The organism is Gramella jeungdoensis (genome assembly GCF_023805255.1).
Taxonomy (GTDB): domain Bacteria; phylum Bacteroidota; class Bacteroidia; order Flavobacteriales; family Flavobacteriaceae; genus Christiangramia; species Christiangramia jeungdoensis.
In genome coordinates this window covers 148,447-174,417 of record NZ_JAMSCK010000003.1, presented here as the reverse complement: position 1 = coordinate 174,417, position 25,971 = coordinate 148,447, and the positions used below count along the sequence as shown (strand labels likewise).

The 25,971-nt window shown below is 40.2% G+C and carries 21 protein-coding genes and 1 tRNA gene; 12 read left to right on the top strand and 10 right to left on the bottom strand.

The genetic code is table 11. The features are described from left to right. Positions 1-3: 3 nt before the first annotated feature. The 5 genes from NE848_RS08405 to NE848_RS08385 form a co-directional block, all read right to left on the bottom strand. Complete coding sequence (locus tag NE848_RS08405) at positions 4-717, bottom strand: energy transducer TonB family protein (protein WP_252112422.1); 714 nt, start codon at positions 715-717, stop codon at positions 4-6. Between the two features lie 22 nt (positions 718-739). Further along, complete coding sequence (gene truB, locus NE848_RS08400; protein WP_252112420.1) at positions 740-1,456, bottom strand: tRNA pseudouridine(55) synthase TruB; 717 nt, start codon at positions 1,454-1,456, stop codon at positions 740-742. Next, on the bottom strand, positions 1,446-2,240 hold the full coding sequence (locus tag NE848_RS08395; protein WP_252112418.1) for an undecaprenyl-diphosphate phosphatase: 795 nt from the start codon (positions 2,238-2,240) through the stop codon (positions 1,446-1,448). Before NE848_RS08395 ends, truB begins: the two co-directional genes overlap by 11 nt. A gap of 5 nt (positions 2,241-2,245) precedes the next feature. Then, complete coding sequence (locus NE848_RS08390; protein WP_252112416.1) at positions 2,246-2,503, bottom strand: DUF3098 domain-containing protein; 258 nt, start codon at positions 2,501-2,503, stop codon at positions 2,246-2,248. A gap of 61 nt (positions 2,504-2,564) precedes the next feature. Then, complete coding sequence (locus tag NE848_RS08385; protein ID WP_252112414.1) at positions 2,565-3,443, bottom strand: cell division protein FtsX; 879 nt, start codon at positions 3,441-3,443, stop codon at positions 2,565-2,567. A gap of 176 nt (positions 3,444-3,619) precedes the next feature. Here NE848_RS08385 and NE848_RS08380 point away from each other — a divergent pair, with 176 nt between their 5' ends. The 3 genes from NE848_RS08380 (at position 3,620) to ald (ending at position 8,749) form a co-directional block, all read left to right on the top strand. After that, positions 3,620-4,552 (top strand): ketopantoate reductase family protein, encoded by a 933-nt coding sequence (locus tag NE848_RS08380; protein ID WP_252112412.1) that lies wholly within the window; start codon positions 3,620-3,622, stop codon positions 4,550-4,552. 176 nt (positions 4,553-4,728) lie between these two features. Next, the gene (gene leuS / locus NE848_RS08375) at positions 4,729-7,545 is read left to right on the top strand and encodes a leucine--tRNA ligase (RefSeq protein WP_252112410.1); all 2,817 of its coding nucleotides are present in this window, start codon (positions 4,729-4,731) and stop codon (positions 7,543-7,545) included. A 103-nt stretch (positions 7,546-7,648) separates the two neighbouring features. After that, positions 7,649-8,749, top strand: coding sequence for an alanine dehydrogenase (gene ald / locus NE848_RS08370; protein WP_252112408.1), 1,101 nt, complete (start codon positions 7,649-7,651; stop codon positions 8,747-8,749). Positions 8,750-8,764: 15 nt separating this feature from the next. Here the strand turns inward: ald and rimM are convergent, their stop codons facing one another. Together rimM and NE848_RS08360 are read right to left on the bottom strand one after the other, a co-directional pair. Beyond that, a complete protein-coding gene (gene rimM / locus NE848_RS08365) occupies positions 8,765-9,292 on the bottom strand; it encodes a ribosome maturation factor RimM (RefSeq protein WP_252112406.1) in 528 nt (175 codons plus the stop codon). Positions 9,293-9,306: 14 nt separating this feature from the next. Beyond that, a complete protein-coding gene (locus NE848_RS08360; RefSeq protein ID WP_252112404.1) occupies positions 9,307-9,894 on the bottom strand; it encodes a 30S ribosomal protein S16 in 588 nt (195 codons plus the stop codon). Positions 9,895-10,168: 274 nt separating this feature from the next. Between NE848_RS08360 and NE848_RS08355 the strand changes: the two genes are divergently transcribed. The 7 genes from NE848_RS08355 (at position 10,169) to NE848_RS17325 (ending at position 18,061) form a co-directional block, all read left to right on the top strand. After that, on the top strand, positions 10,169-10,615 hold the full coding sequence (locus NE848_RS08355) for a ferritin-like domain-containing protein (RefSeq protein WP_252112402.1): 447 nt from the start codon (positions 10,169-10,171) through the stop codon (positions 10,613-10,615). 288 nt (positions 10,616-10,903) lie between these two features. Then, positions 10,904-15,289: a DNA polymerase III subunit alpha gene (dnaE, locus tag NE848_RS08350; protein WP_252112400.1), complete on the top strand. Its 4,386-nt coding sequence runs from the start codon at positions 10,904-10,906 to the stop codon at positions 15,287-15,289. A gap of 221 nt (positions 15,290-15,510) precedes the next feature. Beyond that, positions 15,511-15,831, top strand: coding sequence for a thioredoxin (gene trxA / locus NE848_RS08345; RefSeq protein WP_252112398.1), 321 nt, complete (start codon positions 15,511-15,513; stop codon positions 15,829-15,831). A 172-nt stretch (positions 15,832-16,003) separates the two neighbouring features. Then, a complete protein-coding gene (locus NE848_RS08340; RefSeq protein ID WP_252112396.1) occupies positions 16,004-16,933 on the top strand; it encodes a DUF58 domain-containing protein in 930 nt (309 codons plus the stop codon). Positions 16,934-17,019: 86 nt separating this feature from the next. Beyond that, positions 17,020-17,093 (top strand) — tRNA-Asp (locus NE848_RS08335). 298 nt (positions 17,094-17,391) lie between these two features. After that, on the top strand, positions 17,392-17,793 hold the full coding sequence (locus tag NE848_RS08330) for an Arm DNA-binding domain-containing protein (RefSeq protein WP_252112394.1): 402 nt from the start codon (positions 17,392-17,394) through the stop codon (positions 17,791-17,793). Then, positions 17,753-18,061 (top strand): phage integrase SAM-like domain-containing protein, encoded by a 309-nt coding sequence (locus NE848_RS17325; protein ID WP_423748003.1) that lies wholly within the window; start codon positions 17,753-17,755, stop codon positions 18,059-18,061. Before NE848_RS08330 ends, NE848_RS17325 begins: the two co-directional genes overlap by 41 nt. Positions 18,062-18,308: 247 nt before the next feature. Here NE848_RS17325 and NE848_RS08325 read toward each other — a convergent pair whose 3' ends face one another. From NE848_RS08325 to NE848_RS08315, 3 genes are read right to left on the bottom strand one after another with little or no spacing between them, the layout of a single operon-like run. Further along, complete coding sequence (locus NE848_RS08325; protein ID WP_252112392.1) at positions 18,309-19,058, bottom strand: 4'-phosphopantetheinyl transferase family protein; 750 nt, start codon at positions 19,056-19,058, stop codon at positions 18,309-18,311. A 19-nt stretch (positions 19,059-19,077) separates the two neighbouring features. Continuing rightward, entirely contained in the window at positions 19,078-20,433 is a 1,356-nt protein-coding gene (locus NE848_RS08320) for a cytochrome P450 (protein ID WP_252112390.1), read from the bottom strand. Positions 20,434-20,444: 11 nt separating this feature from the next. After that, complete coding sequence (locus NE848_RS08315) at positions 20,445-22,475, bottom strand: 3-oxoacyl-[acyl-carrier-protein] synthase III C-terminal domain-containing protein (RefSeq protein ID WP_252112388.1); 2,031 nt, start codon at positions 22,473-22,475, stop codon at positions 20,445-20,447. Between the two features lie 439 nt (positions 22,476-22,914). Between NE848_RS08315 and NE848_RS08310 the strand changes: the two genes are divergently transcribed. Beyond that, positions 22,915-24,636 (top strand): fatty acyl-AMP ligase, encoded by a 1,722-nt coding sequence (locus tag NE848_RS08310; protein WP_252112386.1) that lies wholly within the window; start codon positions 22,915-22,917, stop codon positions 24,634-24,636. Continuing rightward, positions 24,633-25,940 carry an LLM class flavin-dependent oxidoreductase gene (locus tag NE848_RS08305; protein WP_252112384.1) on the top strand — a complete coding sequence of 436 codons (1,308 nt, stop codon included), beginning with the start codon at positions 24,633-24,635 and terminating at the stop codon, positions 25,938-25,940. The genes NE848_RS08310 and NE848_RS08305 overlap by 4 nt, the downstream gene beginning before the upstream one ends. The last annotated feature ends 31 nt before the right edge of the window (positions 25,941-25,971 follow it).

The window sequence follows — 25,971 nt, the reverse complement described above, 5'->3', positions numbered from 1 at the left end:
GTTCTAAGATCTAAAATAATAAGTAATGGTTCCGGGTTGTGAATCCCTTCCTGCCAGCTTGCTGAATCTTGCTCCTGCCGAGTATTCCAATGCTCGATCGGTAAGACATTCGTTATTGGTAGTTGAACTTCCCCGGTTTATTGAGGTGTCAATCACATATCCATTGGCATCAACGGTGATATTCACCACAACTTTTCCGGCAGTATCACAGGTATATACGGGATTGGGGATTTTTACCGCACGGCGGCCCTTTAAAGAGAAGGAGATAGAACTATAATCATAGGTAGCAGATTTTTGAGAAGTCTCTTTAGAGGAATCGTCACCATCAGATCGCTTTTTCTTTTCTTCAGAGTTCTTCCTGTTAATAGCATAATTCCCTTCTGAACCCTCTGTCTCTTCATTTTCGGCTTCTTCCTGCTCTGCACTGTTCTTTTCGAAGATCTCGTTAAGTTTTTTGTTGAAATCGGCTTCACGTGTCTCCTTATCCTGATTATAAGCCTGGTGGGTCTGAATCTTCCTGCGGTTGGTTTGCTGTTGTTCCTGCGGTTTCTCGGGCTGTTTTTCTTCCTGTTCTATCTTAAGCTGATCGAGCTGCACAAGCATTTCGCTAACCTCGTCGTTATTCGAGGAAAGCTTGAAATTATACAGCCCCAGCATCAGTACCGAAAATAAAAGCGTAGTGATGATCAGGGCTTTATGCCTGTCGAAAAAATCCATATCTAATTAACAGTCAATCGACTTAATTATTCTCTCGTGAAGGTAGCAAATTTTCGAAATACTCGATATTCATTGCGTCATCTACAGAATATTCTCCAATCCCGGTGCGCCTTAATTCCGAAAGATGAGCTCCGCTATTCAGGGCCTGGCCGAATTCATGGGCAAGGCTTCTAATATAAGTTCCCTTGCTGCAAACTACTCTGAAGCCTATCTCAGGAAAATTATCTGTGTCAATCTCAAATTCCGAAATTTCCACCTTCCTGGATTTTACTTCAATTTCCTTGCCTTCCCTGGCATATTCGTAAAGTCTTTTTCCATTTTTCTTTAAAGCGGAAAATACCGGAGGGGTTTGTTCGATCTCTCCAATGAACTTTTTAAGGGTTTCCTGCAGCAGATCTTCTGAAATATGATCGGTTGGGTAGGTTTGATCAATTTCGGTCTCCAGGTCATAAGACGGGGTTGTGGCTCCTAAAGTTATGGTACCTGTATATTCCTTGATCTGTCCCTGAAGCTCGGGAATTCTTTTTGTGAATTTTCCGGTACAGATGATAAGTAAACCTGTGGCTAGTGGATCCAAAGTACCCGCATGACCAACTTTGATCTTTTTGATATGGCATCTTTTTCTGATCAACCATCTCACTTTGTTTACTACCTGAAATGAAGTCCAGTTCAGTGGTTTGTCAAAAAGAAGTATCTGTCCTGTTTTAAATTCTTCGAGGGTAAATTCTTTATTGCGCATATGCAAAAATAATGGCAGCGAGACCCACTACAAAACAATAGATAGCAAACCATGATAGTTTACTTCGTCTCACCAGGGATATCATCCATGTACAGGCTATGAGGCCTGCAATGAATGCAGTTACAAAACCTATGGCCAGCACTGAAAATTCAGTCGAACTATTTGCAAGCTCTCCGCTGAGAATATCCTTTGCGATCTTTCCGAAGATCAGTGGAACCACCATAAGGAAGGAAAATCTTGCCGCTTTGGTCTTATCGTTTCCTAACAATACAGAAGTGGAAATGGTTGCCCCGCTTCGGGAAATTCCCGGAAGCATGGCAATAGCCTGGGAGACTCCTATCACGAAGGAGTTCCTATAACTTACTTTTTTTCCGGTGTCTTTAGCCTTATCAGCAAGCCAAAGCAACAGGGCGGTGATGAGAAGCATAAAACCTACAAAAATGATGTTGCCGCTAAATAAAGCTTCAAGCTCCTCTTCAAACAGGACACCGATGATCACAGCAGGGATCATGGAGATAATGATCTTTAAAGAGAATTTAGTTTCCTCATTCCATTTGAATTGCAGAAGGCCACCTATGATCTCAAAAACATCTTTTCTGAATACCACAATGGTACTGAGGGCTGTTGCAAAGTGCAGCACTACCGTAAAAAGAAGTGATTCTTCCGGCACGCTGGTATCTCCAAGAATAGCTTTCCCAAGTTCTAAATGACCACTGGATGAAACAGGTAAAAATTCGGTAAGTCCCTGGATAACCCCAAGGATGGCAGCATCGAATGCGTTCAAGATTCTTATTTTTTACTGGGATTCAACAAAATGGCGTAGACCTCGATCGCAAAACCAATCAATACCAGTGCAGGTGCAAGCCTGATCCTTTGAAAATTATAAATGGCATCGTTGAATTGGTTCGGGTCTTCACTTCCGCCACCCGACATTAGGATAAATCCGAGCGCTATGACGGCAAGGCCTATGAACATAAAAGTGTAGTTCTTTTTACCAAAAACGAATCCGGTATTGAAGCTGCCTCCGCTGTTATTTTCTTCTTTCATTTTTAAAAGTTATAAGCTATAAGTTCTAAGCTTTAAGCTTAAAACTTGGAGCTTTCAGCTGTTAATAATAAAGCTCATCCGTTTTCAGGTTAAGAAAACGCGAGGTCGCAAAATACGTACTTATCCATGTAATTACAATTCCCATCAGGAAGATTCCTATGAATAAGGTTGCCAGCATTTTTACATCGCCTAAAAGATCAAGTTCTCTAAAACTGTTGTTAAGATAGTAAAGCACTCCGGCCATCCCAATGAGAGCCACGATAGCACCTATAATTCCTAGTTTTACACTTTGCCATATAAAAGGCCTTCTGATAAAGCCTTTAGTGGCTCCCACCATCTGCATGGTTTTTATGATAAATCTTTTTGAGTATACCGCAAGTCTGATACTGCTGTTGATCAAGAGAACCGCAATAAAGGTGAATACAGAACTCGCTATTAAAACCCATAGGCTTATTTTCTTAACATTATCATTGAGCAGGGCAATAAGGGGTTTGTCGTATACTACTTCGTCTACGAAACTTTTCTCAGTAAGATCTGTGGCTATCTTGTCTACCTGGTCTGAAGATACATAATCGGCATTCATGTATACATCAATAGAATTCTGCAAGGGGTTATATCCCAGGAATTCCATGAAATCCTCACCGATCTCTTCACTATGGGCCTCCGCGGCGTCTTCTTTGGAAACGTAATTCGTCGATTTTGTATAATCGGCCATGGCCAGGCTTTTCTTCAGTTGCTCGATCTCCACTTCCTTGGCATTATCCTTCAGATAAACGGTAAGAGCGATCTGTTCTTTGAAATGATCAGCCACTTTTTTGGTGTTAAGGACCAAAAGCCCAAGCATTCCTAAAAGGAACAATACCAATGAAATACTTATAACTACTGAAAAATATGAGGATATGAGTCGGCGTTTCTGATACCTTTCAAAAGATGTGGTCATAGAGTGACTTCAGATTTTTTGTAAAAATAAGAAAGTTCAGCTTTCTCGTTCTTTAAAACGCTTAAAGTTTATAAAATATTGGGAGTGATTGATTTTTTCGATTGGATCTTTAAAGTCATTCCGAGCGCAGGGAAGGAATCTGTATCTAGTTTCCTAAATTTGGAAAAAATCGAACAATGGAAATACTGGTATATGGGATTGGTGGGGTAGGAGGATATTTTGGAGGAAAACTTGCCGATGCAGGTTTCGAGGTAAGTATGATCGCAAGGGGAGAGCATTTAAAAGCTATCCGGAAACATGGTCTGGAAGTGGAAAGTATAAATGGAGATTTTAAAGTAAGACCAAAATTGGCCACCGATGATGTTGCCGAAGTTCCAAAGCCCGATCTGGTGATTCTTGGTATAAAATCCTGGCAGATACCTGAAGTGGCCAGAAATCTGAAGCCTGTAATTGGAGAAAACACCCTGGTGCTTCCTCTTCAGAACGGAGCGAACAATGTGGAAAAATTGCTTGAAGTGCTACCAGAGAAAAATGTACTTGCCGGTTTGTGTTTCGTAGTTAGTTTTATCGAAAAGCCAGGAAAGATCAAGCATGTCGCTTTTGATCCCAAGATCACTTTCGGAGAGATAGATAATTCAAGGACAACCAGAATCGAAAAGATCAAGAGTATTTTTGATCAAGCCGGGATAACCAATACAATCCCAGAAAATATTCAGCTTGAGATTTGGAAAAAATTCCTGTTTATATGTACTGTGAGCGGTATTGGTGGATTAACGAGGGTTTCTATCGATAAGATACGCGAGAGTGAATTTCTCTATGATATGATGAGAAAAACTGCCGAGGAAATGAAAGAAGTGGGAAATGCCAAAGGGATTCCTTTGACCGATAAGCATATTGAGATGGTATTCGAGATCATCAATTCCCAGCCTAAAGGCAATACCGCTTCCACACAACGCGATATTATGCAGGGAAAACCTTCGGAACTTGAAAATTTCAACGGTTATATAGTTAAGGAAGGTGAGAAATATGGTATTGAAACTCCGGTAAACCAATATATCTACGAATGCCTTAAACCCATTGAGGCTGAAGCTAGAAAAAGCCGGGAATAGACCCCCGAATCATTCCTTATAAGTCCTTTAAAATTGTATTTTTGCAGGCAGGTTTTAATCCCTGTATGGGATAGTCACTGCGAAGGAGTGAAACGAATGAAGCAGTCTTATAATTAAAAGATTGCGTCACTTCGTTCGCAATGACTGTAGCTAATTGTAATAAGAGAAAGAAGAACATGAGTTACCACTTTAATAAGATCGAAGAAAAATGGCAGAGGTACTGGGCCAAGAACCAGACTTTCAAAGCTTCAAACGATTCTGATAAACCGAAATATTATGTGCTGGACATGTTTCCCTATCCGTCGGGCGCCGGACTTCATGTTGGGCATCCACTGGGATATATTGCCAGTGATATTTATGCGCGATACAAGCGCCATAAGGGTTTTAACGTATTGCATCCACAGGGTTATGATAGTTTTGGACTTCCGGCAGAGCAGTACGCCATTCAAACCGGTCAGCATCCCGCGGTAACTACCGAGAATAATATTAATCGCTACAGGGAGCAGCTGGATAAGATCGGGTTTTCGTTCGACTGGAGCCGAGAGGTGAGAACCAGTGATCCCGATTACTATAAGTGGACCCAGTGGATCTTTATTCAGCTTTTTGAAAGCTGGTACGATCAGGAAGCTGATAAATCCAGACCGATCGCTGAACTGGAGGAGATCTTTACTGCTGAAGGGAATATGCGGGTGAATGCAGCCTGTGATGATGGTACCGAAAGTTTTTCGGCTGATGAATGGAATGCTTTTTCTTCAGATGAAAAGGAAAGAATCCTTTTAAAATACCGTCTCACCTATCTTGCTGAGGCTGAAGTTAACTGGTGTCCTCAGCTTGGAACCGTTCTGGCTAACGATGAAATCGTGAACGGAGTTTCTGAGCGTGGAGGTTATCCCGTGATAAGGAAAAAAATGACACAGTGGAGCATGAGAATTTCCGCTTTTGCTGAAAGACTGCTTCAGGGGCTTGATAAGATCGACTGGACCGAAAGTCTTAAGGAAAGTCAGCGTAACTGGATCGGGAAATCGGTGGGCGCACATGTAGATTTTAAAATTCAGGGTACCGATCATAAGGTTGGGGTTTTCACAACACGTCCCGATACGATCTTTGGTGTGACCTTTATGACGCTTGCTCCTGAACATGAGTTAGTAAAGAAGATTACAACTCCTGAACATAAGGAAGAAGTTGAAGCTTATATAGAGGCCTCTGCAAAAAGAAGCGAACGCGAACGTATGGCAGATGTGAAAACAATAAGTGGAGTTTTCACAGGAGCTTACGCCGAACATCCTTTTACTAAAGAATCGGTGCCTATCTGGATAGGAGATTATGTGCTCGCGGGTTACGGAACCGGTGCTGTAATGGCCGTACCATGTGGAGATCAGCGTGATCACGATTTCGCACGACATTTTGATATCCCTATCAAGAACATTTTTGAAAATATAGATGTTTCCCAGGAAGCTTATGCGGGCAAGGAAGGTACGGTGATCGCTAATTCAGATTTCCTTAGCGGACTGGAATATAAAGAAGCATTGAATAAGGTAATCCTTGAGTTGGAAAAAACCGATCAGGGATATGGGAAGACGAATTACAGGTTGAGAGATGCTGTATTTAGCCGTCAACGCTACTGGGGAGAGCCGTTCCCGGTCTATTATGTGAACGGGCTTCCAAAAATTATAGAAACAGAGCATCTTCCTTTAAGGTTGCCGGAGGTTGAAAAATACCTTCCCACCGAGACGGGAGAGCCTCCGTTAGGCAATGCGACCGACTGGGCCTGGGATACAAACAAAAATGAAGTGGTTTCTAATGATAAGATCGATGATGAAACTGTATTTCCTTTAGAGCTTAACACCATGCCGGGTTGGGCTGGAAGCAGCTGGTATCTTTTCCGATATATGGATGCCGGGAATCCCGATCGTTTCGTTTCAGAGGAAGCACAGAAATACTGGGAAAATGTTGATCTGTATATAGGAGGAAGCGAGCATGCCACCGGTCACCTGTTATATTCAAGATTCTGGACTAAATTTTTACATGATCTGGGCTGGCTGACCGTGGAGGAACCATTCAAAAAACTGATCAACCAGGGAATGATCCTTGGCACAAGTGCTTTTGTTTATCGTCTTGAGGGGCAGAATAAATTCATTTCAAAAAATATGATCAGTGACAGTGAAGTTCAGCCAATTCATGCTGATGTTTCATTGGTCAATGCTTCTGATGAACTGGATGTTGAAGGATTTAAAAAATGGAGACCAGAATTCACTGATGCTGAATTTATAACTGAAGGTGATGGACAATATATAGTAGGCCGGGAAGTCGAAAAAATGTCCAAGTCAAAGTACAACGTGGTGAATCCTGATGATATTTGTGCCAATTATGGTGCTGATACGCTTAGGATGTATGAGATGTTCCTTGGACCACTGGATCAGGCTAAACCATGGAATACAGCCGGAATCACCGGGGTTCATAGTTTTCTTAAAAAGCTTTGGAAGTTGTATCATAATGTGGAAGAATTTTCGGTTTCAGATGAAAAAGCTTCGGCAGACTCCTTAAAGACACTGCATAAGACCATAAAGAAAGTTACAGAGGATATTGAGGAATTCAGTTTTAATACTTCGGTTTCAACCTTCATGATCTGCGTGAACGAGCTTACCGCTCAAAAATGCAACTGCAGGGAGGTGTTGGAGCCACTGGCTGTTCTTATTGCGCCTTATGCGCCACATATTGCAGAAGAACTATGGGAGCGCCTTGGGAACTCAGAATCGGTTTCCACTGCGAAGTATCCTGAATATGAGGAAAAATATCTGGTAGAGAGCACCAAGAATTATCCGGTTTCCTTTAACGGAAAGATGAGATTTACAATGGAATTGCCATTAGATATGGCTAAGGACGAAATAGAGAAATCGGTGCTTGAAGACGATCGCACAAAAAATCAATTATCAGGATCAACCCCCAAGAAAGTGATAGTTGTTCCGGGTAAAATTGTAAATATTGTAATTTAACCCCCTTAAAAATATCAAAACAGGGATCAAAAAGTTATTTTTTACTTTTTGACCCCTGTTTTTGTTTTCTTTGATTATTTTTCGGAATCTAAAAACTTCTACTATGAAAATCGGGATTCCAAAAGAGATCAAAAACAATGAAAACCGTGTAGGGATGACACCCGCAGGTGTCCTGGAACTTTCCAAACTTGGTCACGAAATTTTTGTTCAATCTACCGCTGGAGATAGCAGTGGCTTTGATGATGAAGACTACTATGTGGCAGGCGCTAAGATCCTGCCAACAATAGACAGGGTCTATGCTCAAAGCGATATGATCATCAAGGTGAAAGAGCCTATTCAGCAGGAATATGAGCTTATAAAGGAAGATCAGGTTGTTTTCACCTACTTCCATTTTGCTTCGAATCAGCAGCTTACCGAGGCTATGATGGAGCGTAAGGCTGTTTGTATCGCATATGAGACCGTAGAGGAGTCAGATGGAACCCTCCCTTTATTGACGCCAATGTCAGAAGTAGCTGGTAGAATGGCGATCCAGCAGGGCGCAAAATACCTTGAGAAACCTGTAAAAGGTAAGGGTTTGCTTCTTGGCGGAGTCCCTGGGGTACCTCCCGGGAAGGTACTTATTCTGGGAGCAGGGACCGTGGGAATACAGGCCGCAAAAATGGCCGCGGGACTTGGAGCCCAAGTTACCATCCTTGATGTAAACATGAATAAGCTGAGGTACGTAAACGACATCATGCCGAGTCATGTGGTTACCGAATTTTCCAATGAATATAATATTAGAAAACATTTGCGAACCAGTGATCTTGTGGTAGGTGGGGTGTTGATCACCGGCGCCAAATCTCCAAAACTTATCACAAGGGATATGTTAAAGCAGATGCAGCCTGGAGCGGTGATAGTTGATGTGGCAGTAGATCAGGGGGGGTGTGCCGAAACCACCAGGCCTACCACTCACGAAGATCCTGCTTACATTATAGACGATGTAGTCCATTATTGCGTGGCGAATATGCCTGGAGCGGTGCCTCATACTTCAACAATAGCCCTTACGAATGTTACGCTTCCTTATGTTCTTAAACTAGCTGAAAATGGTTGGCAAAAAGCCTGTGAAGAAGATATTGCGCTGGCCAGAGGAATTAATATTGTAAGCGGTAAAATTGTTTATGAGCCAATCCTTGAGGCTTTCGACTGGAATAATGCATTTGCCTAGGCAGAATACTTAAGACTAGCCTAAATATAGATCGATAAGGCCTTCGGGGGTTACTACCCTGATGGTCTTATTTTTTTTATCCACTTTTTGAATGAACTCATCATTCATGGGGATAAGGATTTGCTTTCCTTCTTTTTCTATTTCAAATAAGGCCTGGGCAGTGGAATCATTTACAGAAACGATCTTACCAATATTTCCGTGCTCGGCATCCAGAACATCAAAGCCAATGATCTCATGAAAGTAGAATTTATCTTCCGGAAGCTCGGGAAGCAGGCTGAGTGGAAGATAAAGCTGAGCGCCAACCATGTCTTCAGCATCATCTTCAGTATCTATGTCCTCGAATTTTACACGGAGTAAAGTGCTCTTATGAAGCGAGGAGCGTTCAATAAAAAATGGAACCAGATTTTCATTGTATTCAATGAAAACTGATTCCATTTCAGTGTAAGTTTCGGGTTCATCGGTGTCCAGTTTAACCAGCACCTCCCCTTTAAAGCTAAATTTACCAACGATATTTCCCAGGTAGAAGCATTCTTCCTTAGTCATCGCCGGCAGTTGTTTTAAGCGTCTTTTTTGTCTTCAGTTTTAGCTTCTTCTGCAGTTGCAGCTCCCACTTCTTCTTCAGCACTTTCTACAGTAGCCTCATCTGTTGCTTCTGCAGCTTCAGCTTCAGCAGCGGCAGCAGCCTCTGCTTCTTCAGCTTCCTTGGCTTCAGCTTCACGCTTGGCGTTAGCTGCTTTTTCAGCCTCAAGAGCCTTAGCTTTTTCTTCTTCTTTTGCTTTTTCTAAAGATTCTTTCTTAGAATCAATTTTTCCTTCTTTTTCTTCTAACCAGGCTTTGAATTTCTCTTCAGCCTGCTCTTCAGTTAAAGCACCTTTTTTCACACCTACTGCAAGGTGTTTCTTAAGAAGGGCTCCTTTGTAAGAAAGGATAGCGCGAGCAGTATCTGTTGGCTGGGCTCCATTTTGCAACCAGGTAACAGCTCCGTCTACATCAAGTTCGATAGTAGCAGGATTTGTGTTAGGGTTGTAGATTCCCAATTTCTCCAAAAATTTACCGTCTCTTTTCGCGCGCGAATCAGCAGCGACAATCCAGAAAAAAGGCTTTCCTTTTTTACCGTGTCTTTGTAATCTTATTTTTACTGGCATAAAAATTAAATTTTGGGGTACTCGACCCCGGTTATTAATAAGTGTGCAAAGATACTACATTTTTCTAATTTTCAAGGATTTCTACTCCTATTTTGTCAGTTAAATTCTTAGAGGAATAATCGCCTATTTGATTAGTGCTAATTAGGAATAAATTTAGTTAAATTCCATGGCTCTTGTTAAAAGTGGTTAATTAGTGCTAAACCCTGTTAAATAGATTGTTAGGAAGGAAGTCGGAGTTTATATTTACGCAAAAGAAAATTGCAAAAAAGAAGCTATGAGTTATTCTGAGGAAGTTTCCAGTATACTTAATGAATTGCTGGAGAAGAACTATGATGCTGAGAAAGGATATAAACTTGCGGCCGACAAAGTAAAGAATAAGAACCTTCAGCATTTTTTCGCTGAACGGGCGCAGGAAAGATATGATTTTGGCCACGAATTAAAGACTGAAATTCGCAATTTTGGGGAAGCTCCAAGTAAGGGGTCAAGCCTGGCCGGAGATGCTCACAGATCGTGGATGAATATTAAAGCAAGTCTTTCCAATGATAAGGACGAAGCTGTGCTTGAAGAAGCCATACGTGGAGAGAGAGCTGCGGTTGAAGAATATGAAAAAGTGCTTAAGAATGCGGAAATTCCCGCTTCGACAGGAAATATATTGATGAAACAGAAAAATGCGATTGTAGCCGCATTGAACGAAGTGAAAACGCTTGAGAAACAAGCTTAATTGTGCTACTATGGAACGTCTTTCGGGAAATCACCCCAATGACACGATACTGAAGGAATGTAAACACACAGATGCGAGCAATGTTTGATTGAAGTAGTAGTAGTTTTTAGTGTTCGTATCAGGCCTCACAAACAATCTGAATTTTCAGGTTTTTGTGAGGCTTTTTTTATGGTTGATAATTCCTGAAAACTAAGTTTTATTTCAGCGATAAAGTTCCTTATTTTAGCCGGGATGCTTTAAGTTTGTAAAGCATTTTCTATTCTTCATAAAGGCTTAAAAAACAAAGGAATGTACCTCATTTTTGATACTGAAACCACCGGTCTTCCCAAGCGCTGGGATGCACCCTTAACCGATTCTGATAACTGGCCGCGATGTATACAGATCGCCTGGCAGTTGCATGATGAGATGGGGAAACTAATTGATAGTCAGGATTACCTGGTGCAACCTGATGGTTTTGATATTCCTTATGATTCAGAACGAATCCACGGGATTTCAACCGATCTTGCCAGAGAGCAGGGTATTCCTTTAGACGAGGTGCTGGAAAAGTTTAATGAAGCCCTGAAAAAGTCAAAATTCGTGGTAGGGCAGAATGTGGGTTTTGATATCAACATTATGGGTGCCGAATTCATAAGAAGAGATTTTGAGAATTCACTTCAGGAAATGCCGGTACTTGATACCTGTACTGAAACCACAGCCGAACTTTGTAAGATCCCGGGAGGTCGAGGCGGTAAATTCAAACTGCCAACGCTTACCGAATTGCACGAATTCTTATTCGATGAAGCCTTTGCCGAAGCACACAACGCAACAGCCGATGTGGAAGCCACCACCCGCTGTTTCCTTGAATTGGTGAGGCAAAGAATATATAATTTAGAGGAACTGGATGTTCCTGCAGATTATTTTGAGAATTTCTCCCAGGCCAATCCCCAGCCGATAGAACTTATTGGCTTAAAGCATATCAATCTCAAGAAAGCTTCAGATGCCATTAGGAAAAGACTGGAAAAGCAACAGCCTTCAGATGATATTTCTCATGAAGAGATCCAGGAGAATCTGGAGAAGCTGGATGAAATTCCTTTTGCACACCTTCATAATCATTCACAGTTCTCTGTTCTGCAATCTACCATCAGTATCCCCGATCTTGTTGCCGCAGCGGCTGAAGAGAATATGAATGCCGTGGCGCTTACCGATCATGCTAACATGATGGGAGCCTTTCATTTTGTGAAAGAAGTTGGTGTATATAATGGAAAGATCAAAGAACAGAATGCTGAGGCCGAAGAAAAAGGCGAGCCATTGAAACGTCCTTTAAAGGCGATCGTGGGTTGTGAGTTCTTTGTTTGTGAGAACCATACCGATAAAAGTCGCAAGGATAATGGTTACCAGATCGTGATGCTGGCTAAGAATAAGAACGGTTATCACAACCTGGCGAAAATGTCTTCTCTGGCTTATACGGACGGATTTTATTATGTGCCGCGTATAGATAAGGAGGTCATTAAAAAATATAAAGAGGATGTAATCGTCCTTACAGGAAATCTTTATGGCGAAGTGCCGAGCAAGATCCTGAATGTTGGAGAAAAACAAGCTGAAGAGGCTTTGTTATGGTGGAAAGAGGAATTTGGAGAGGACCTGTATATAGAGATCATGCGTCATGACCAGGAAGATGAGAACAGGGTGAATCCTGTTATGGTGGAATTCTCGAAAAAGCATGATATAAAACTGGTAGCGACCAACAATACCTATTACTGGAAACAGGAAGATGCCAATGCCCATGATATCCTTCTTTGTGTAAAGGATGGGGAAAAGCAGGCCACTCCTATCGGTCGTGGTAGAGGTTACAGGTATGGGCTTCCAAACCAGGAGTATTACTTTAAGAGTGGCGATGAAATGAAGAGTCTCTTTAAAGACCTTCCGGAAGCTATTAGTAATATTCAGGAAATTGTAGAGAAGATCGAACCTTTTGAACTGGCTAGAGACGTTCTGCTTCCAAAGTTCACCATTCCGGAGCAGTTCCAGAGTGAGGAAGATCTTGTTGATGGGGGGAAAAGAGGGGAGAATGCATATTTAAAGCATATCACCTATGAAGGTGCCAAAGAGCGTTATGGTGAGATCACCGAAAGTATAAAGGAGCGACTTGACTTCGAACTATCTGTAATTGAAAATACCGGTTACCCCGGTTATTTCCTTATCGTGGAAGACTTTATAAGAGCTGCCCGGGAGATGGGAGTTTCAGTAGGTCCGGGCCGTGGATCGGCAGCCGGTTCAGCAGTAGCATATTGCCTGGGAATTACAAATATAGATCCTATCAAGTATGACCTGCTTTTTGAGAGATTCCTGAATCCGGATCGTGTGAGCATGCCCGATATTGATATCGATTTTGACGATGAAGGCCGAAGCCGGGTAATGGACTATGTGATCAAGAAATATGGCGCCAACCAGGTGGCACAGATCATCACTTATGGTACTATGGCGGCCAAATCATCTATTCGTGATACGGCGAGGGTGCTGGATCTTCCTTTAATGGAGGCTGACAGGATCGCGAAACTTATCCCGAATACCAAGCTTGCCAAGATCTTTGGAATGGATGAAAAGACCCTGAAAAGCAAGTTCAGGGGAGATGAAGTGGAGAAGATCAATGAGCTTTTGAATATAGCCGAAGGCGATGATCTGGAAGCCGAAACCGTGAACCAGGCGAGAGTTCTTGAGGGATCGGTTAGGAACACAGGGATTCATGCCTGTGGGGTGATCATCACCCCGGGTGATATTACCAATTATGTTCCTGTTTCGGTTGCCAAGGATTCTGATCTGTATGTCACCCAGTTTGATAACTCGGTGGTGGAAAGTGCTGGTCTGCTAAAGATGGACTTTTTAGGTCTGAAGACCCTTACCTTAATTAAGGATACCTGTAAGATTGTAAAAGGTCGACATGGAATTGACCTGGATCCGGATAATTTTCCGCTGGACGATGAAGAAACCTATAAGCTTTTCCAGAGAGGAGAAACCATAGGGATATTCCAGTACGAATCTCCCGGAATGCAGAAGCACATGCAGTCTCTAAAGCCTACGGTGTTTGACGATCTTATTGCCATGAATGCGTTATATCGTCCTGGGCCTATGGAATATATTCCGAGTTTCATTGCCCGTAAACATGGGGAGGAAGAGATCTCCTATGACCTTCCGGAGATGGAAGAATACCTGGAAGAAACCTACGGGATTACAGTTTACCAGGAGCAGGTGATGCTTTTATCACAAAAACTTGCCGGATTTAGTAAGGGTGAAGCCGATATGCTTCGTAAAGCGATGGGTAAAAAGATCGCCGCCTTACTTGCCCAGTTGAAACCAAAATTTATCAACGGTGGTAAGGAAAAAGGACATCCGGAAGAGGTTCTGGAAAAGATATGGAAAGACTGGGAGGCTTTTGCATCTTACGCATTTAACAAGTCTCACTCTACCTGTTATGCATGGATCGCTTACCAGACAGCCTATTTAAAAGCGCATTATCCTGCGGAATATATGGCCGCGGTACTTTCCAATAATATGAACGACATCAAGCAGGTCACCTTCTTTATGGAAGAATGTAAGCGAATGAAGTTGAACGTTCTCGGGCCAGATGTAAACGAATCTTATTATAAATTCTCGGTTAATAAGAACAATGCGATCCGTTTTGGGATGGGAGCTATCAAAGGAGTTGGAGCCGGAGCAGTTGCCACTATTGTAGAGAACAGGAAGACCAAAGAAGGTCCTTACAGGTCTATTTTCGATATGGCAAAGCGAATAGATCTAAGGGCAGCTAATAAAAAGGCATTTGAAAACCTCGCGCTGGCGGGCGGATTTGATGGTTTTGGTGGAACCCATCGTGCACAGTATTTTCACGATGATGGCAGTGGAATGAGCTTTTTGGAAAAAGTAATAAAATACGCTCAGAAATTCCAGGAAAATCAGAATTCATCACAGGTAAGTCTGTTTGGAGAGGCTAGCGAGGTGCAGATCCCGGAACCGGAAGTGCCTCCATGTGAAGAATGGGGAACCATGGAAAAATTACGCCGGGAGAAAGAAGTTGTTGGAATTTATATTTCGGGGCATCCCCTTGATGATTTTAAGATAGAAATGAGCTATTTCTGCAACGGGAAAATATCTGATTTCAGGGATCTGGAAGCGATAGTGAACAGGGACCTGACCATTGGTGGAGTAGTGGTAGATGTTCAGCACAGGGTTTCCAAAAATGGCAAAGGCTGGGCGATCTTCACGGTAGAGGATTATGATGAATCTTATGAATTCAAGATCTTCGGCGAGGAGTACCTGAGGATGAAACACTTCTTCGTTTCCAATAACTTTATCCATATGAAGGTTTTTGTAAAAGAAGGCTGGACCAATAAGGACACTGGCAAGAAGGGTGAGCCAAGGATACAGTTCAGGGAGATGAACCTGTTGCATGATGTGATGGATAAATATGCTAAAAAACTGACCATTCAGTTAAATGTTGATGATCTTAAGCACGAAAAGATCGAATGGTTAAAAGATACTTTTACGGCGCACAAGGGTGATAATCACCTGAATTTTGTGGTCTATGAGATGAAAGAGCAGGTAAAACTGCATATGCCAAGCAGGAAACACAAGATCAAAATTTCCCAGGAATTAATCGAAATGCTGGAAAAGGAACAGTTTATGTACAAATTGAACTAACCTCTCCTGCCTTCCCTGGAAAGGGAGAGAAGAGGGTCTGGGCCAGGGATTGAGGAGGCTACCGTGTAGCGCCGAAAGCCCGGCCACGCCATAGGCGTGGGGACCCCACATAAAGCTTAACAATCAGCTTATAGCCAAATAAAATATAAGCACTGTAAGGAATAAATATATTATTGACTATTTTTACGAATCAAATTAAAAATTTAGAAAAATAACATATTATGGCTGTTGAAATAACTGACGCGAATTTTGAAGAACAAGTTCTTAAAAGCGATAAACCCGTAATGGTAGATTTCTGGGCTGCATGGTGCGGACCTTGTAGAATGGTTGGACCTATTATTGACGAAATTAGTAGTGAATATGAAGGTAAAGCCGTTGTTGGTAAACTGGATGTTGATGCCAACCAGGAATTTGCCGCTAAGTACGGTGTAAGAAATATACCTACCGTACTTGTTTTCCAAAACGGTGAAGTTGTAGGTCGCCAGGTTGGAGTTGCTCCAAAGCAGACTTACGCTGACGCTATTGAGCAATTGTTGCAATAAGAGTCAGAAAAAAATAATTATTTAAGCCACGCATTGCGTGGCTTTTTTTATTCATAAAGTATGGGTAATTTAATCCCTCAAAGAGGGTTCGGTGTAAGATCACCGATATGGGAATTTTGGAATTACTGCTGAATCCTGTTTCCGGCACTGTCCGGATTATTGATTACTGCCTATGAATATAGAAAAGGAACTTCATGAGACCGGTGGATTTTTAAACCTGGACCTCCTGGCAAAGCAGGTGGTTGAGGGGTATATCTCAGGGATGCATAAGAGTCCGTTTCACGGTTTCTCGGCTGAATTTGCAGAGCATAAGATCTATAATACCGGAGAAAGCACCCGGCATATAGACTGGAAGTTATTTGCGAAGACCGATAAACTTTATACGCGACGATATGAAGAGGAAACCAACCTAAGATGTCATCTTATCCTGGATAACTCGGCTTCCATGCATTATCCAAAGTTGAAGAACCAGAGTCTCACCTCTTTGAATAAGATAGGCTTTTCGGTGCTGGCTTCGGCCTGTTTGATGCATATTCTAAAGCGACAGAGAGATGCCGTGGGGATAAGTATCTATAGTGATGAATTTGAATATTATGCTCCTGAAAAGTCGAGTGAAAGGCATCACCATATGCTTCTTAATAAATTGAACGAGATCTTAAAGAAGCCGGCTAAAAGGAAGACTACTGATACCTATACTTATTTGCACCAGATCGCCGAAAAACTAAAAAGAAGATCCCTGATATTTTTATTTACTGATATGTTCCAGGCCGATACCGATGAAGAAAAACTTTTCGAGGCATTGAGGCACCTTAAATATAACCGCCATGAGGTAATCCTTTTCCATGTTATGGACGAAAAAAGAGAGCTTGAGTTCAATTTTGAGAATACTCCGCGACGTTTTACCGATGTGGAGACGGGAATGGAGGTAGACCTGTATTCAGATAATATAAGGGAGAATTATAAAAAAGCAGTTGAGCAATATCTGGCGGAGCTAAGAATGCAATGTGCAAAATACCGGATAAAGTATGTGGAGGCCGATATCAATAAAAATTTCGATAATATTATGACCGCATATTTGCTTGAGAAACAAAAGTTTGGGTAGGGGCTTATTTTTTAGTCTGAAATTTTTAAAAAAAAGGTTTGGTGAAATTAAAAAGGGTAGTATATTTGCCCTCGCAATAAAGCAACGGTCTGGTAGTTCAGTTGGTTAGAATACCTGCCTGTCACGCAGGGGGTCGCGAGTTCGAGTCTCGTCCAGACCGCAAAGTTGCAAAAAAGCTCCTACGAAACTGGGGGCTTTTTTTGGCACTAATGATTAGTTGTGTTGTTTGTCCCGACGTGTCGGGATGTGTAGTTAGCGCTGAGAGGTGCTAGCCAATGAGAAGCTTTTTTCCGTGTATTCGGAAAGAGGCTTTTTTGTTTTTACGGGCTTTCCATTAATTCTTTCTTTTCGTCAAGTTGTCAAGTTTTTCTCCTTTTCTGAGTACCCTATGAGGTACCCCAAAAAATCTCGAGTACCCCACTTTTTAAAAATTCACTAACCACCTAAAATTAAATTTTATGAAAATCAATTATTCTATACAGAAAGGAAAAACGAATAAAGCTAGTTTAACTCCTTTACGTTGTCGAATCACCTTTGAGAAATCACATAAACAAGTCTCTACGGGGTTATTTATTAATCCTGCCTATTGGAATAAAGAGAAACAGAAAGTCTTATACACCTCTGAGAATTCAGAATATGTAAACAAACAATTAAGCCTGATTAAGCAAAAACTTGGTCAGGCTTTTTTAATGCTTCAAATTCAGGAGAAATCGTTTGATGTAGATGATATTTTTAAACTCTTCAAAGGAGAGGACATTAAAAAAGAGTATGGTGTATTAGCTACTTATAAGCAACATAATGACTATTACAAAAAATTGATTGGTAAAGATATCAAGGAGGTTTCCTGGCAAAAAATTTGAAAATACTAAAACGCATCTTCAGTCTTTCATCAAATGGAAATTTAAACAAAGTGATGTTAAGCTCAATAAATTAAAATTTCAGTTTATCAAAGACTTTGAATATTACTTAAGGACTGAAAAGGAGATGCAACAAAGTACAATCAATAAGAATTTACAACGGTTTAAGAAGATGATAAACTTTGCAGTTGCTCAGGATTATTTAAATAAAAACCCATTCCTGATGCATAAACCTAAGCCTGTGAAAAGGGAGGTCATATATCTTAACTAAGTTGAGCTTATCCGTCTACAGGAAAAGGAGATAGGTAATAAGCGATTAGAGGAAGTTAGAGATTGCTTTGTATTCTGCTACTATACTGGCTTAGCTTTTAAGGAAATGAGTAACCTGAGAAGCCATCATATCGTGGTGGGTAAGGATGGAAGAAATTGGATTAAGATGAAGCGTCAAAAAACTGGTAAATCTATTTCAGTCCCTATTCTACCAATGGCTCAGAACCTTTTAGATAAATGACTCCCTTTTAAAACGTGAAATGAGAAAAGAAAATTTCAGAATCTGATTCTTCTTTAGCAATTGAAGCTATATAGTTATTTGCTGGTAATAAATCCTGAACATTCCACGAAGATTTTTCACCATGATTCCCATCATTATTGATCCTCAATATAAAATTACTTCTATTATAGGCTACATTAACCATTTGTAAAGGAATAGAAAAACCTTTTCCCAAGGCCTTCAATACGGCTTCTTTCCTTGTCCAAATTTTAAAAAACTCCTCTTTACGTTTATCAATATTTATATTTCGGAGGTACTCTATTTCATTAGGAGAAAAGAACCTATCTATGATCTGCTGAAATTCAATATCCTTTTGAATAAATTCAATATCTATCCCAACCTCTATTTCATAGCTTATGGCGTATAAAGCCATATTATTTGAATAAGACATATTAAACTTAAGGCTATGTTTTAGGGAATCATTGATAAGATGTGGTTTTCCAAAAAGATTATATCCAAATAGAAGATTTTTCGGGTCAATCTCTAGGTATTTAGCAATAATCTGTTTTAGAATGCTTCGTCTCACGATGAATTGGCTTCTATCGCTTTCGAAATAAAATCGATTGGCTCGTTCAACTTCATCCATTGAAAGAAACTCAATAGCCGAATTGATTTTGGATTCATTGTAATCCAGAGAAGCTTTCCAAACATGGATGTGATCAATTCCATATAAACATCCTGGAAATTTATCAGCCCAATTTATCTTAACACTATCCATTTTATAAGATCTTTATTTACTAATTTTTTCTCCTTGATAATTTCATTTTAAGACCATTCCGGGGTCGAAGATTAATTAGTTGTTCAATTTCTACTGTATTACCTGGAATTCTTTCCAGTTTCCAATATTGGGCAATGGTAGCAAGAACAAGAACTCCCTCCAACCATGCGTAATGCTGTCCAATACATGCACGTGCCCCCCGGCTAAACGGGAAATAATCAAATCTTGATTGATGGTAAGCATTCTTCTTACTCCAAACATCTGGATTGAAGCGTTCCGGATCATTATGAAAACGCTTATCATGATGAATCAAATAGGGACTCATTAAGACAAGCGTTCCCTTCGGTATCATATAATTAGATATTGAAAATTCTTCCAATGATTGACGAGCAATTATATAAATAGGAGGATAAATTCTCATTGATTCGGCAAAAATATTTTTTGTGTAAACTAGTTTGGGAATATCATTTATAGTTGGGAGACGCCCTTCTAGGACGTTTTCTAGTTCGTTATGTAACTTTTGTTCAGCTTCAGGATTTTGCGAAAGCAAATACCAGGTCCATGACAGAGCTAAAGAGGTGGTATCAAAAGCTGTTAAAAAAAGGGTTAAAGCCTCATCCCTTATCTGCTTATCTGTCAAAACTCCCTTTGTGCCACTATGAACCTCTGCATTCAAAAGCAATGAAAGTAAATCTCCGTTATCTAACCTGCTTTTTTTACGAGCTTTAATTATCCTGTAAATTATGTCATCAATTTGAGTCCTCGCTTTATAAAATCGATATGTGCTGGGCAATGGAAGATTAAGTAAATATTCAGAAAAAGGAAGTGAAATTCTCTTAAAAAGGACCGTGATTTTTTCCAGTGCCTGAGTTATTTCCGGAACTTCTTTTTTTATATCGATACTAAACATTGTCTTCCCGGCAATTTCAATACTCATTTCTACCATCTCTGAAAGAACATCGATAGTAGTACCATCATTCCATTTTTTCATTAAATTATTAGCATAAAATGTCATCACAGGCCCATAATGATCCATCATTTTGGTGCTGAAAGCTGGTTGAATTATTCTGGACTGCTGTTTATGGAATTCTCCTTCACTCGTTAAAAGACCTTCCCCCATTAACTCTTTTGCCATTTCTAATGGTCTTCCTTTGACAAAATTGTCATTATGAGTCGATAACACCTGTTTTATGAAATCCGGATGATTTAAGAGAACTACTCGGTATAGACCTAATTTAAAATGAACGATATCTCCATATTCATCGGCTATCCTTTTTAAAAATGCCAGACTATCTTTCCTGAAATCGAACAAATTTGTCAGTGGTATTTTAGGCTTAGGTCCTGGAGGTAGTTTTGATTTTATTGAAGTGTCCATAGCCTAAATTTTCAAAACTTATAGATAGAATAGCCAACCTGTATCCCCGAACCAATTGCAATAATCAGGGCTATATCTCCTTCTGAAACAAGCTCTTTCCTATAAGCATATTCGAAACTGTAAGGGATGGATGAAGTAAACAAATCAAAATTATCTCCAACAGCATCAACTATTGATGCATTCGGAAAGTCAAGTTTTTTGCCTAATTCAGAAATAAATTCAGAAGAGATTTGGGGTGGGAACACTAAATTAATTTCGTCATTTCTAAGTTCGTGCTTCGACAGAAAAGCTTTAACGGTACTTAAAATCAAGATCCTGTATTTCTCATTAAGATCATGAGATTTATATATATTCAAACATAGTTTTGGGTTAGAAGGCAGGGAATATGAGGCATTAGATGTAAAAGAACTCATTGCATCTAGGTTATATTTAAAACTAAAACAAGACATACCTAAGCCCTCATTTTGATGAGCATCCAAAATTATTGCCGAGGCGGTCTCTTGTACGCCTAAAAGTTTATCAGGAAATAATTCTGAGTTATTTTCAATTTCAGATGCAACTACCAGAGCTCTTTTGCAATTCCTTGACCTGATCAAGTGCTGAACAACATAACAAGTATTAAGAAAACCCATGGACCCGTTAAAGATATCAAAGGCCATTATTTTATTATTTCCAGCCCCATTTGGGCTAGTTTCTTTGTCCAAACCAGCAGCAACCAATGTGGCATAGGCCGGTTCCATTAAATACTCACTTCGATATATACCGCAGTAAATAACCAAATCTATATCGGTACTTTCGTAAGAGGAGTTTTTAAGGCAATTTTTCACTGCATTTTCAAGAAATCTCAATGAGTTATTTTCATTAATAGTTTCTTTTGAAACTATTCCTATACTTTCAATTCTAACACCAAACATTTCATTTTTCGAAATTGAGTTGGACTTGTTATGATAATTAATTCTTGATTTTGAATTGCTTTTACTTTTTTCCTTCTGCCGAATTCTTTTTGGTAATTCATCAAGCTGATAAAGTGCCGTTCCTATGGTTATTCCAGATGCATTTATACTAAAAACTACTTTATCACCAGAATTGATCCTTTTTTGTTGGATGCCATCCATAAGTGCAACAAAATGCGAGGTTGAAGCAGTATTACCTCGGTTCTCTAAATTATTAAAAGTATTAGTATCATCACATACCTTATCATTAAGTGATTGATTTATCAGGCGTACAGCTCCATTTAAACTTGTTTTTGAAGTCTGATGCATTATCAAATGTTTAAAGTCGTATGGTGACCACCCATTCTGTTTTAGAGTCTCTATGGCATGGTCCACTCCAGATTTTAATCCCACCCTTGTCATATTAACAGCATCGGTATACATAATCCATCCACCCGTCTCTGATTCTTTTCCAATGCAATAGCCGCTATATTCTGCCATCGTTTGAAGTTGAATTTTTTGAAAACCCAGGTTATCATCTTCTCCTTTTTCTAAAATTATTGCAGCTCCTGCATCTCCAAGGGTTAGACATGCAATTCTTGAATCCATGAAGTTTTCAATTTCCCTTTGAGCTGTTTCGGTAAGGTGAGTAATATATTCGCCACTCACAATCATACCTGTTTTAATTGCCCCCGTTTTTAATAAGGAATCTATTATATATAAGCCTGTAAACATTCCTGCACAGGCATTTGTGACATCAAAAACAATAGCATTTTTAAAACCGAATTCTTGCTTTAATTTTATAGAGGTATTTGGTTCAAAAGAAAAGGAGTTTGAATCATCAAACCTTGATATGTTGCAGGAAATAAGCATATCTATATCCGATGGCTTAAACCTTGACCTGTCCAGGCAATCAATTATGGCTTTCCTTGCAAGGTCAATAGCAAACTCATCTTGTCCCGCCAACCGTCTAGACTCAATACCCGTGATTTTCTCTAGTGGAAATCTAATTTCCTTCTTACATTTTTGCAATATCTCTGTGGTAGAGCATGAATCAGGGGGAAGGTAAGTTCCTAAACTCTCAATTATAGTGTTCAGTTCTTTACTCATATCTCTATATTAGAAAATCGACTTCTGTTTAGGGTCAGTTTATGGGGCAAGCAGTTTTGGCTTATAGGATTAACCCGGCCTACTCTTAATGATTTTTATTCGAGATAATAATTGTGAACTAAATTTTATTTTAAATTCACACCAAAAAGAGCCTAAAAAATTGAACTTAAGCATTTTATATTTAAATATACGCAATAAAACCTATTCAAATTTTAAATAAAGTCATATCTTTAAGTGGAAGCCTTTGCTAGCTGAATTCAAATTTGATATTGGTTCAAAAAATATTCACAAATCATTGAATAGGTTACTTGCCTCATTTTCTTAATACAAGCCAATAAATTTACCTTCTAAGCTTAGCCAGGCAAAACAGAAATTCTAATCCCTAACGATTGTTTATAATGAAACTGTGATTATAATCATCGTTTTTTAATTTCTAAAAATGGTTGATCTTCAAAATTCTCTAGTTGATATTTTGAGTTGGCGTGCAAATCATCAGCCACATAAATTAGCATACCGATTTCAACTAGACGGAGAAAATGACGAGTTGAGTATTACATATAAGGAATTGGACCTTAAAGCACGTTCTATTGGATCAACTTTACAGAACTATACTAAAAAGTTCGACAGGGTGATATTACTTTTGCCCTGTGGCCTAGAGTTTATAGCCGCTTTCCTGGGATGCTTATATGCCCGGGTTATCGCAATTCCCCTTCCCCCACCACATCCCGCGCGTGTAAAAAAAACGTTGGCTGCAACACTCCGAATAATTAAAGATGCCAATCCATCTGTTGCTTTACTAGATTCATCACTACTGAAATCAATAAATTCCCAAACCGATATCAAAAGCCAGCTCAGTAAGCTAACTCTTATCCCAATAGATCAGGAAAACATGATGGAAAACCCTGAACGATGGGTTAAACCAGGTGCGATTCCAGAAGAGATAGCCTTTCTTCAGTATACCTCAGGCTCAACCTTGTCTCCTAGAGGTGTAATGATAAGCCATGGAAACTTACTTAGTAACCTGTATCATATTGAAAAATCATTTGAGCAAAACTCTAGGAGCCGGACCGTTATATGGCTACCACCTTACCATGACATGGGCCTGATTGGCGGTATCTTACAACCTCTTTTCACGGGGAATATTGTTACCCTAATGCCTCATTTAATGTTCTTACAACGACCAATTAGATGGCTAAAGGCAATCTCTCGATTCAGGGCTACCACAAGTGGAGGACCCAATTTTGCATACGAACTTTGTTTAAGAAAGATAAGACCCGATCAACTTGAAGGCCTTGACCTGAGCTCCTGGGACGTAGCATTCAACGGCGCTGAACCGATCAATTTGGAAACGCTAGAAAGATTTTCAGAATACTTTGCACCATGCGGTTTTCGCCCTGAGGCCTTTTTAACCTGCTATGGTCTTGCGGAGGCTACCCTCATGGTTTCTGGTGTTTCAAAAGCCAAAATCCCGGAATTTAAACGCTTGAATAAAAGAGAGCTTGCAAACCATAGGGCTATAAATTCTTCTTCGCCTGAAAACAGCCTACCAGTAGTAAGTTGTGGACAGGTTTCAGAATTATCCACCCTAATGATTGTCAATCCAGAAAGCCTTATGCCATGTGCTGCGAATGAAATAGGAGAAGTATGGATTAGTGGTCCTAATGTGGCGTCTGGGTACTGGAACAGACCTTTAGATACCGTGTCCACTTTTCAGGCACAGTTAAGGAGCGAAAATAATGCAACATTTCTTCGCACAGGAGATCTAGGCTTTATTGATGAAGGAGAATTATTTATCACTGGCCGACTAAAAAACATGGTCATTATTGATGGTAAAAACTATTATCCTCATGATATCGAGAGGACAGTAGAAAAATCCCACCAGGACATACAGACGGGCGGATGTGCTGTTTTTTCTTTTGAAAAATCTGGAAATGAAGTTTTGGTTGTTCTTGTTGAAATCCGAAGAAATTCTGACCTCAACAAAACTGAGCTATTAAAAGACATCAGAAAGGCTATTTCAGAAGAATATGAACTTCCAGTTTTTGATATAAAACTAACTGTTACAGGCAGTATTCCAAGAACCACTAGTGGAAAAATCATGCACTTTTTATGCAAAGAAAAATACCTCCAGGGAACATTAAATGAAAATGCAGTTATATGAAATTCGGAATATTTATTGACCTCCAGTTACCGAAACCCTGGAGTCAGGGCGCAGAATCGAAACTCTTTAACGAAGCACTCGAACAGGTAGAACTTGCCGATCGTCTGGGTATAGATTATGTTTGGGTTCAGGAACATCATTTCCTCGATGAATATTGTCATTCTTCGGCCCCGGAAGCTTTTTTAGGGGCTTGTACCCAACGAACAAAACGAATAAGACTGGGACATGGTATTGTGGTGATGAATCCTAACTTCAATCATCCGGCTAGAATTGCAGAAAGGCTTAGCACTTTAGATATACTTAGCGGCGGCAGGTTAGAATGGGGAACTGGTGAATCAGGATCACGCATTGAATTAGAAGGATTTGGCGTTGACTTCATCGATAAGCGTCCTATGTGGGAAGAAGCTCTGCGGGAAACTGCAAAAATGATGTCTATGAATCCTTATCCGGGGTTCAGAGGGAAATACTTTTCCATGCCACATAGAAATGTAATTCCAAAACCAGTGCAGAAACCGCATCCCCCAATATGGAGTGCATGTTCAAATAGGGATAGTTTGAAATTAGCTGCTCAACTAGGAGTAGGTGCATTGACATTTGCATTTGTTAATTCAGAAGAGGCCAGATTCTGGGTAAATGAGTATTATCAGACCTTTAAAAAAGAATGTCAGCCTATCGGTCAGGCCGTAAATCCTCAGGTAGCCATGTTATCTGGCTTCATGTGTCATGAAGATCATGATACTGCGCTCAAACTGGGTCAGGAAGGAGCTCAGTTCTTTGCCTTTGGATTAGGACATTATTGGCGCGACGGGACACACATTCCTGGACGTACGAACCTATGGGAAGAATTTAAAAAAAGGCCCTCATCTACAGATAAGGAAATAGAGCGGCAGCGTAAGAAGGCAGGAATGCGTGGAATTGGCAATCCGGAATATCTTATCGAAAACTTCCGTGCATTAGAAGATGCAGGAGTCGACCAATTGATCCTTTTACAGCAATGTGGCAACTACAGGCACGAAGACATTTGTCGGTCCATGGAACTTTTTGCAAAAGAAGTCTTACCCCAGTTTAAGAAGAGAGAAATTGAACGTGAGGTAAAAAGGAATGAAAAGCTGGCTCCATACATAGCGCAAGCACTTCAGAACATTCCGGAATTAAGCATGATGAACGAAATACCACCAATAGAAGCATATCCCCTAATGTGGAAAAAGAATGGCGGCGAAGCTCAACAAACTACTCCAGACAGGCGTCCTGGAATGACCGCTTACTGGCAAATGCAAGTTGGTGGGAAAAGAACCAAAAAGTAAACATTTATATAGTAGGAAAAAATTAGCAATA

Excerpts from the sequence above, each read along its gene's own strand:
- NE848_RS08405 (WP_252112422.1), bottom strand. The coding sequence starts at position 717 with ATGGATTTTTTCGACAGGCATAAAGCCCTGATCATCACTACGCTTTTA.
- truB (WP_252112420.1), bottom strand. The coding sequence starts at position 1,456 with ATGCGCAATAAAGAATTTACCCTCGAAGAATTTAAAACAGGACAGATA.
- NE848_RS08390 (WP_252112416.1), bottom strand. The coding sequence starts at position 2,503 with ATGAAAGAAGAAAATAACAGCGGAGGCAGCTTCAATACCGGATTCGTT.
- NE848_RS08385 (WP_252112414.1), bottom strand. The coding sequence starts at position 3,443 with ATGACCACATCTTTTGAAAGGTATCAGAAACGCCGACTCATATCCTCA.
- NE848_RS08380 (WP_252112412.1), top strand. The coding sequence starts at position 3,620 with ATGGAAATACTGGTATATGGGATTGGTGGGGTAGGAGGATATTTTGGA.
- leuS (WP_252112410.1), top strand. The coding sequence starts at position 4,729 with ATGAGTTACCACTTTAATAAGATCGAAGAAAAATGGCAGAGGTACTGG.
- ald (WP_252112408.1), top strand. The coding sequence starts at position 7,649 with ATGAAAATCGGGATTCCAAAAGAGATCAAAAACAATGAAAACCGTGTA.
- rimM (WP_252112406.1), bottom strand. The coding sequence starts at position 9,292 with ATGACTAAGGAAGAATGCTTCTACCTGGGAAATATCGTTGGTAAATTT.
- NE848_RS08360 (WP_252112404.1), bottom strand. The coding sequence starts at position 9,894 with ATGCCAGTAAAAATAAGATTACAAAGACACGGTAAAAAAGGAAAGCCT.
- NE848_RS08355 (WP_252112402.1), top strand. The coding sequence starts at position 10,169 with ATGAGTTATTCTGAGGAAGTTTCCAGTATACTTAATGAATTGCTGGAG.
- dnaE (WP_252112400.1), top strand. The coding sequence starts at position 10,904 with ATGTACCTCATTTTTGATACTGAAACCACCGGTCTTCCCAAGCGCTGG.
- trxA (WP_252112398.1), top strand. The coding sequence starts at position 15,511 with ATGGCTGTTGAAATAACTGACGCGAATTTTGAAGAACAAGTTCTTAAA.
- NE848_RS08340 (WP_252112396.1), top strand. The coding sequence starts at position 16,004 with ATGAATATAGAAAAGGAACTTCATGAGACCGGTGGATTTTTAAACCTG.
- NE848_RS08330 (WP_252112394.1), top strand. The coding sequence starts at position 17,392 with ATGAAAATCAATTATTCTATACAGAAAGGAAAAACGAATAAAGCTAGT.
- NE848_RS08325 (WP_252112392.1), bottom strand. The coding sequence starts at position 19,058 with ATGGATAGTGTTAAGATAAATTGGGCTGATAAATTTCCAGGATGTTTA.
- NE848_RS08320 (WP_252112390.1), bottom strand. The coding sequence starts at position 20,433 with ATGGACACTTCAATAAAATCAAAACTACCTCCAGGACCTAAGCCTAAA.
- NE848_RS08315 (WP_252112388.1), bottom strand. The coding sequence starts at position 22,475 with ATGAGTAAAGAACTGAACACTATAATTGAGAGTTTAGGAACTTACCTT.
- NE848_RS08310 (WP_252112386.1), top strand. The coding sequence starts at position 22,915 with ATGGTTGATCTTCAAAATTCTCTAGTTGATATTTTGAGTTGGCGTGCA.
- NE848_RS08305 (WP_252112384.1), top strand. The coding sequence starts at position 24,633 with ATGAAATTCGGAATATTTATTGACCTCCAGTTACCGAAACCCTGGAGT.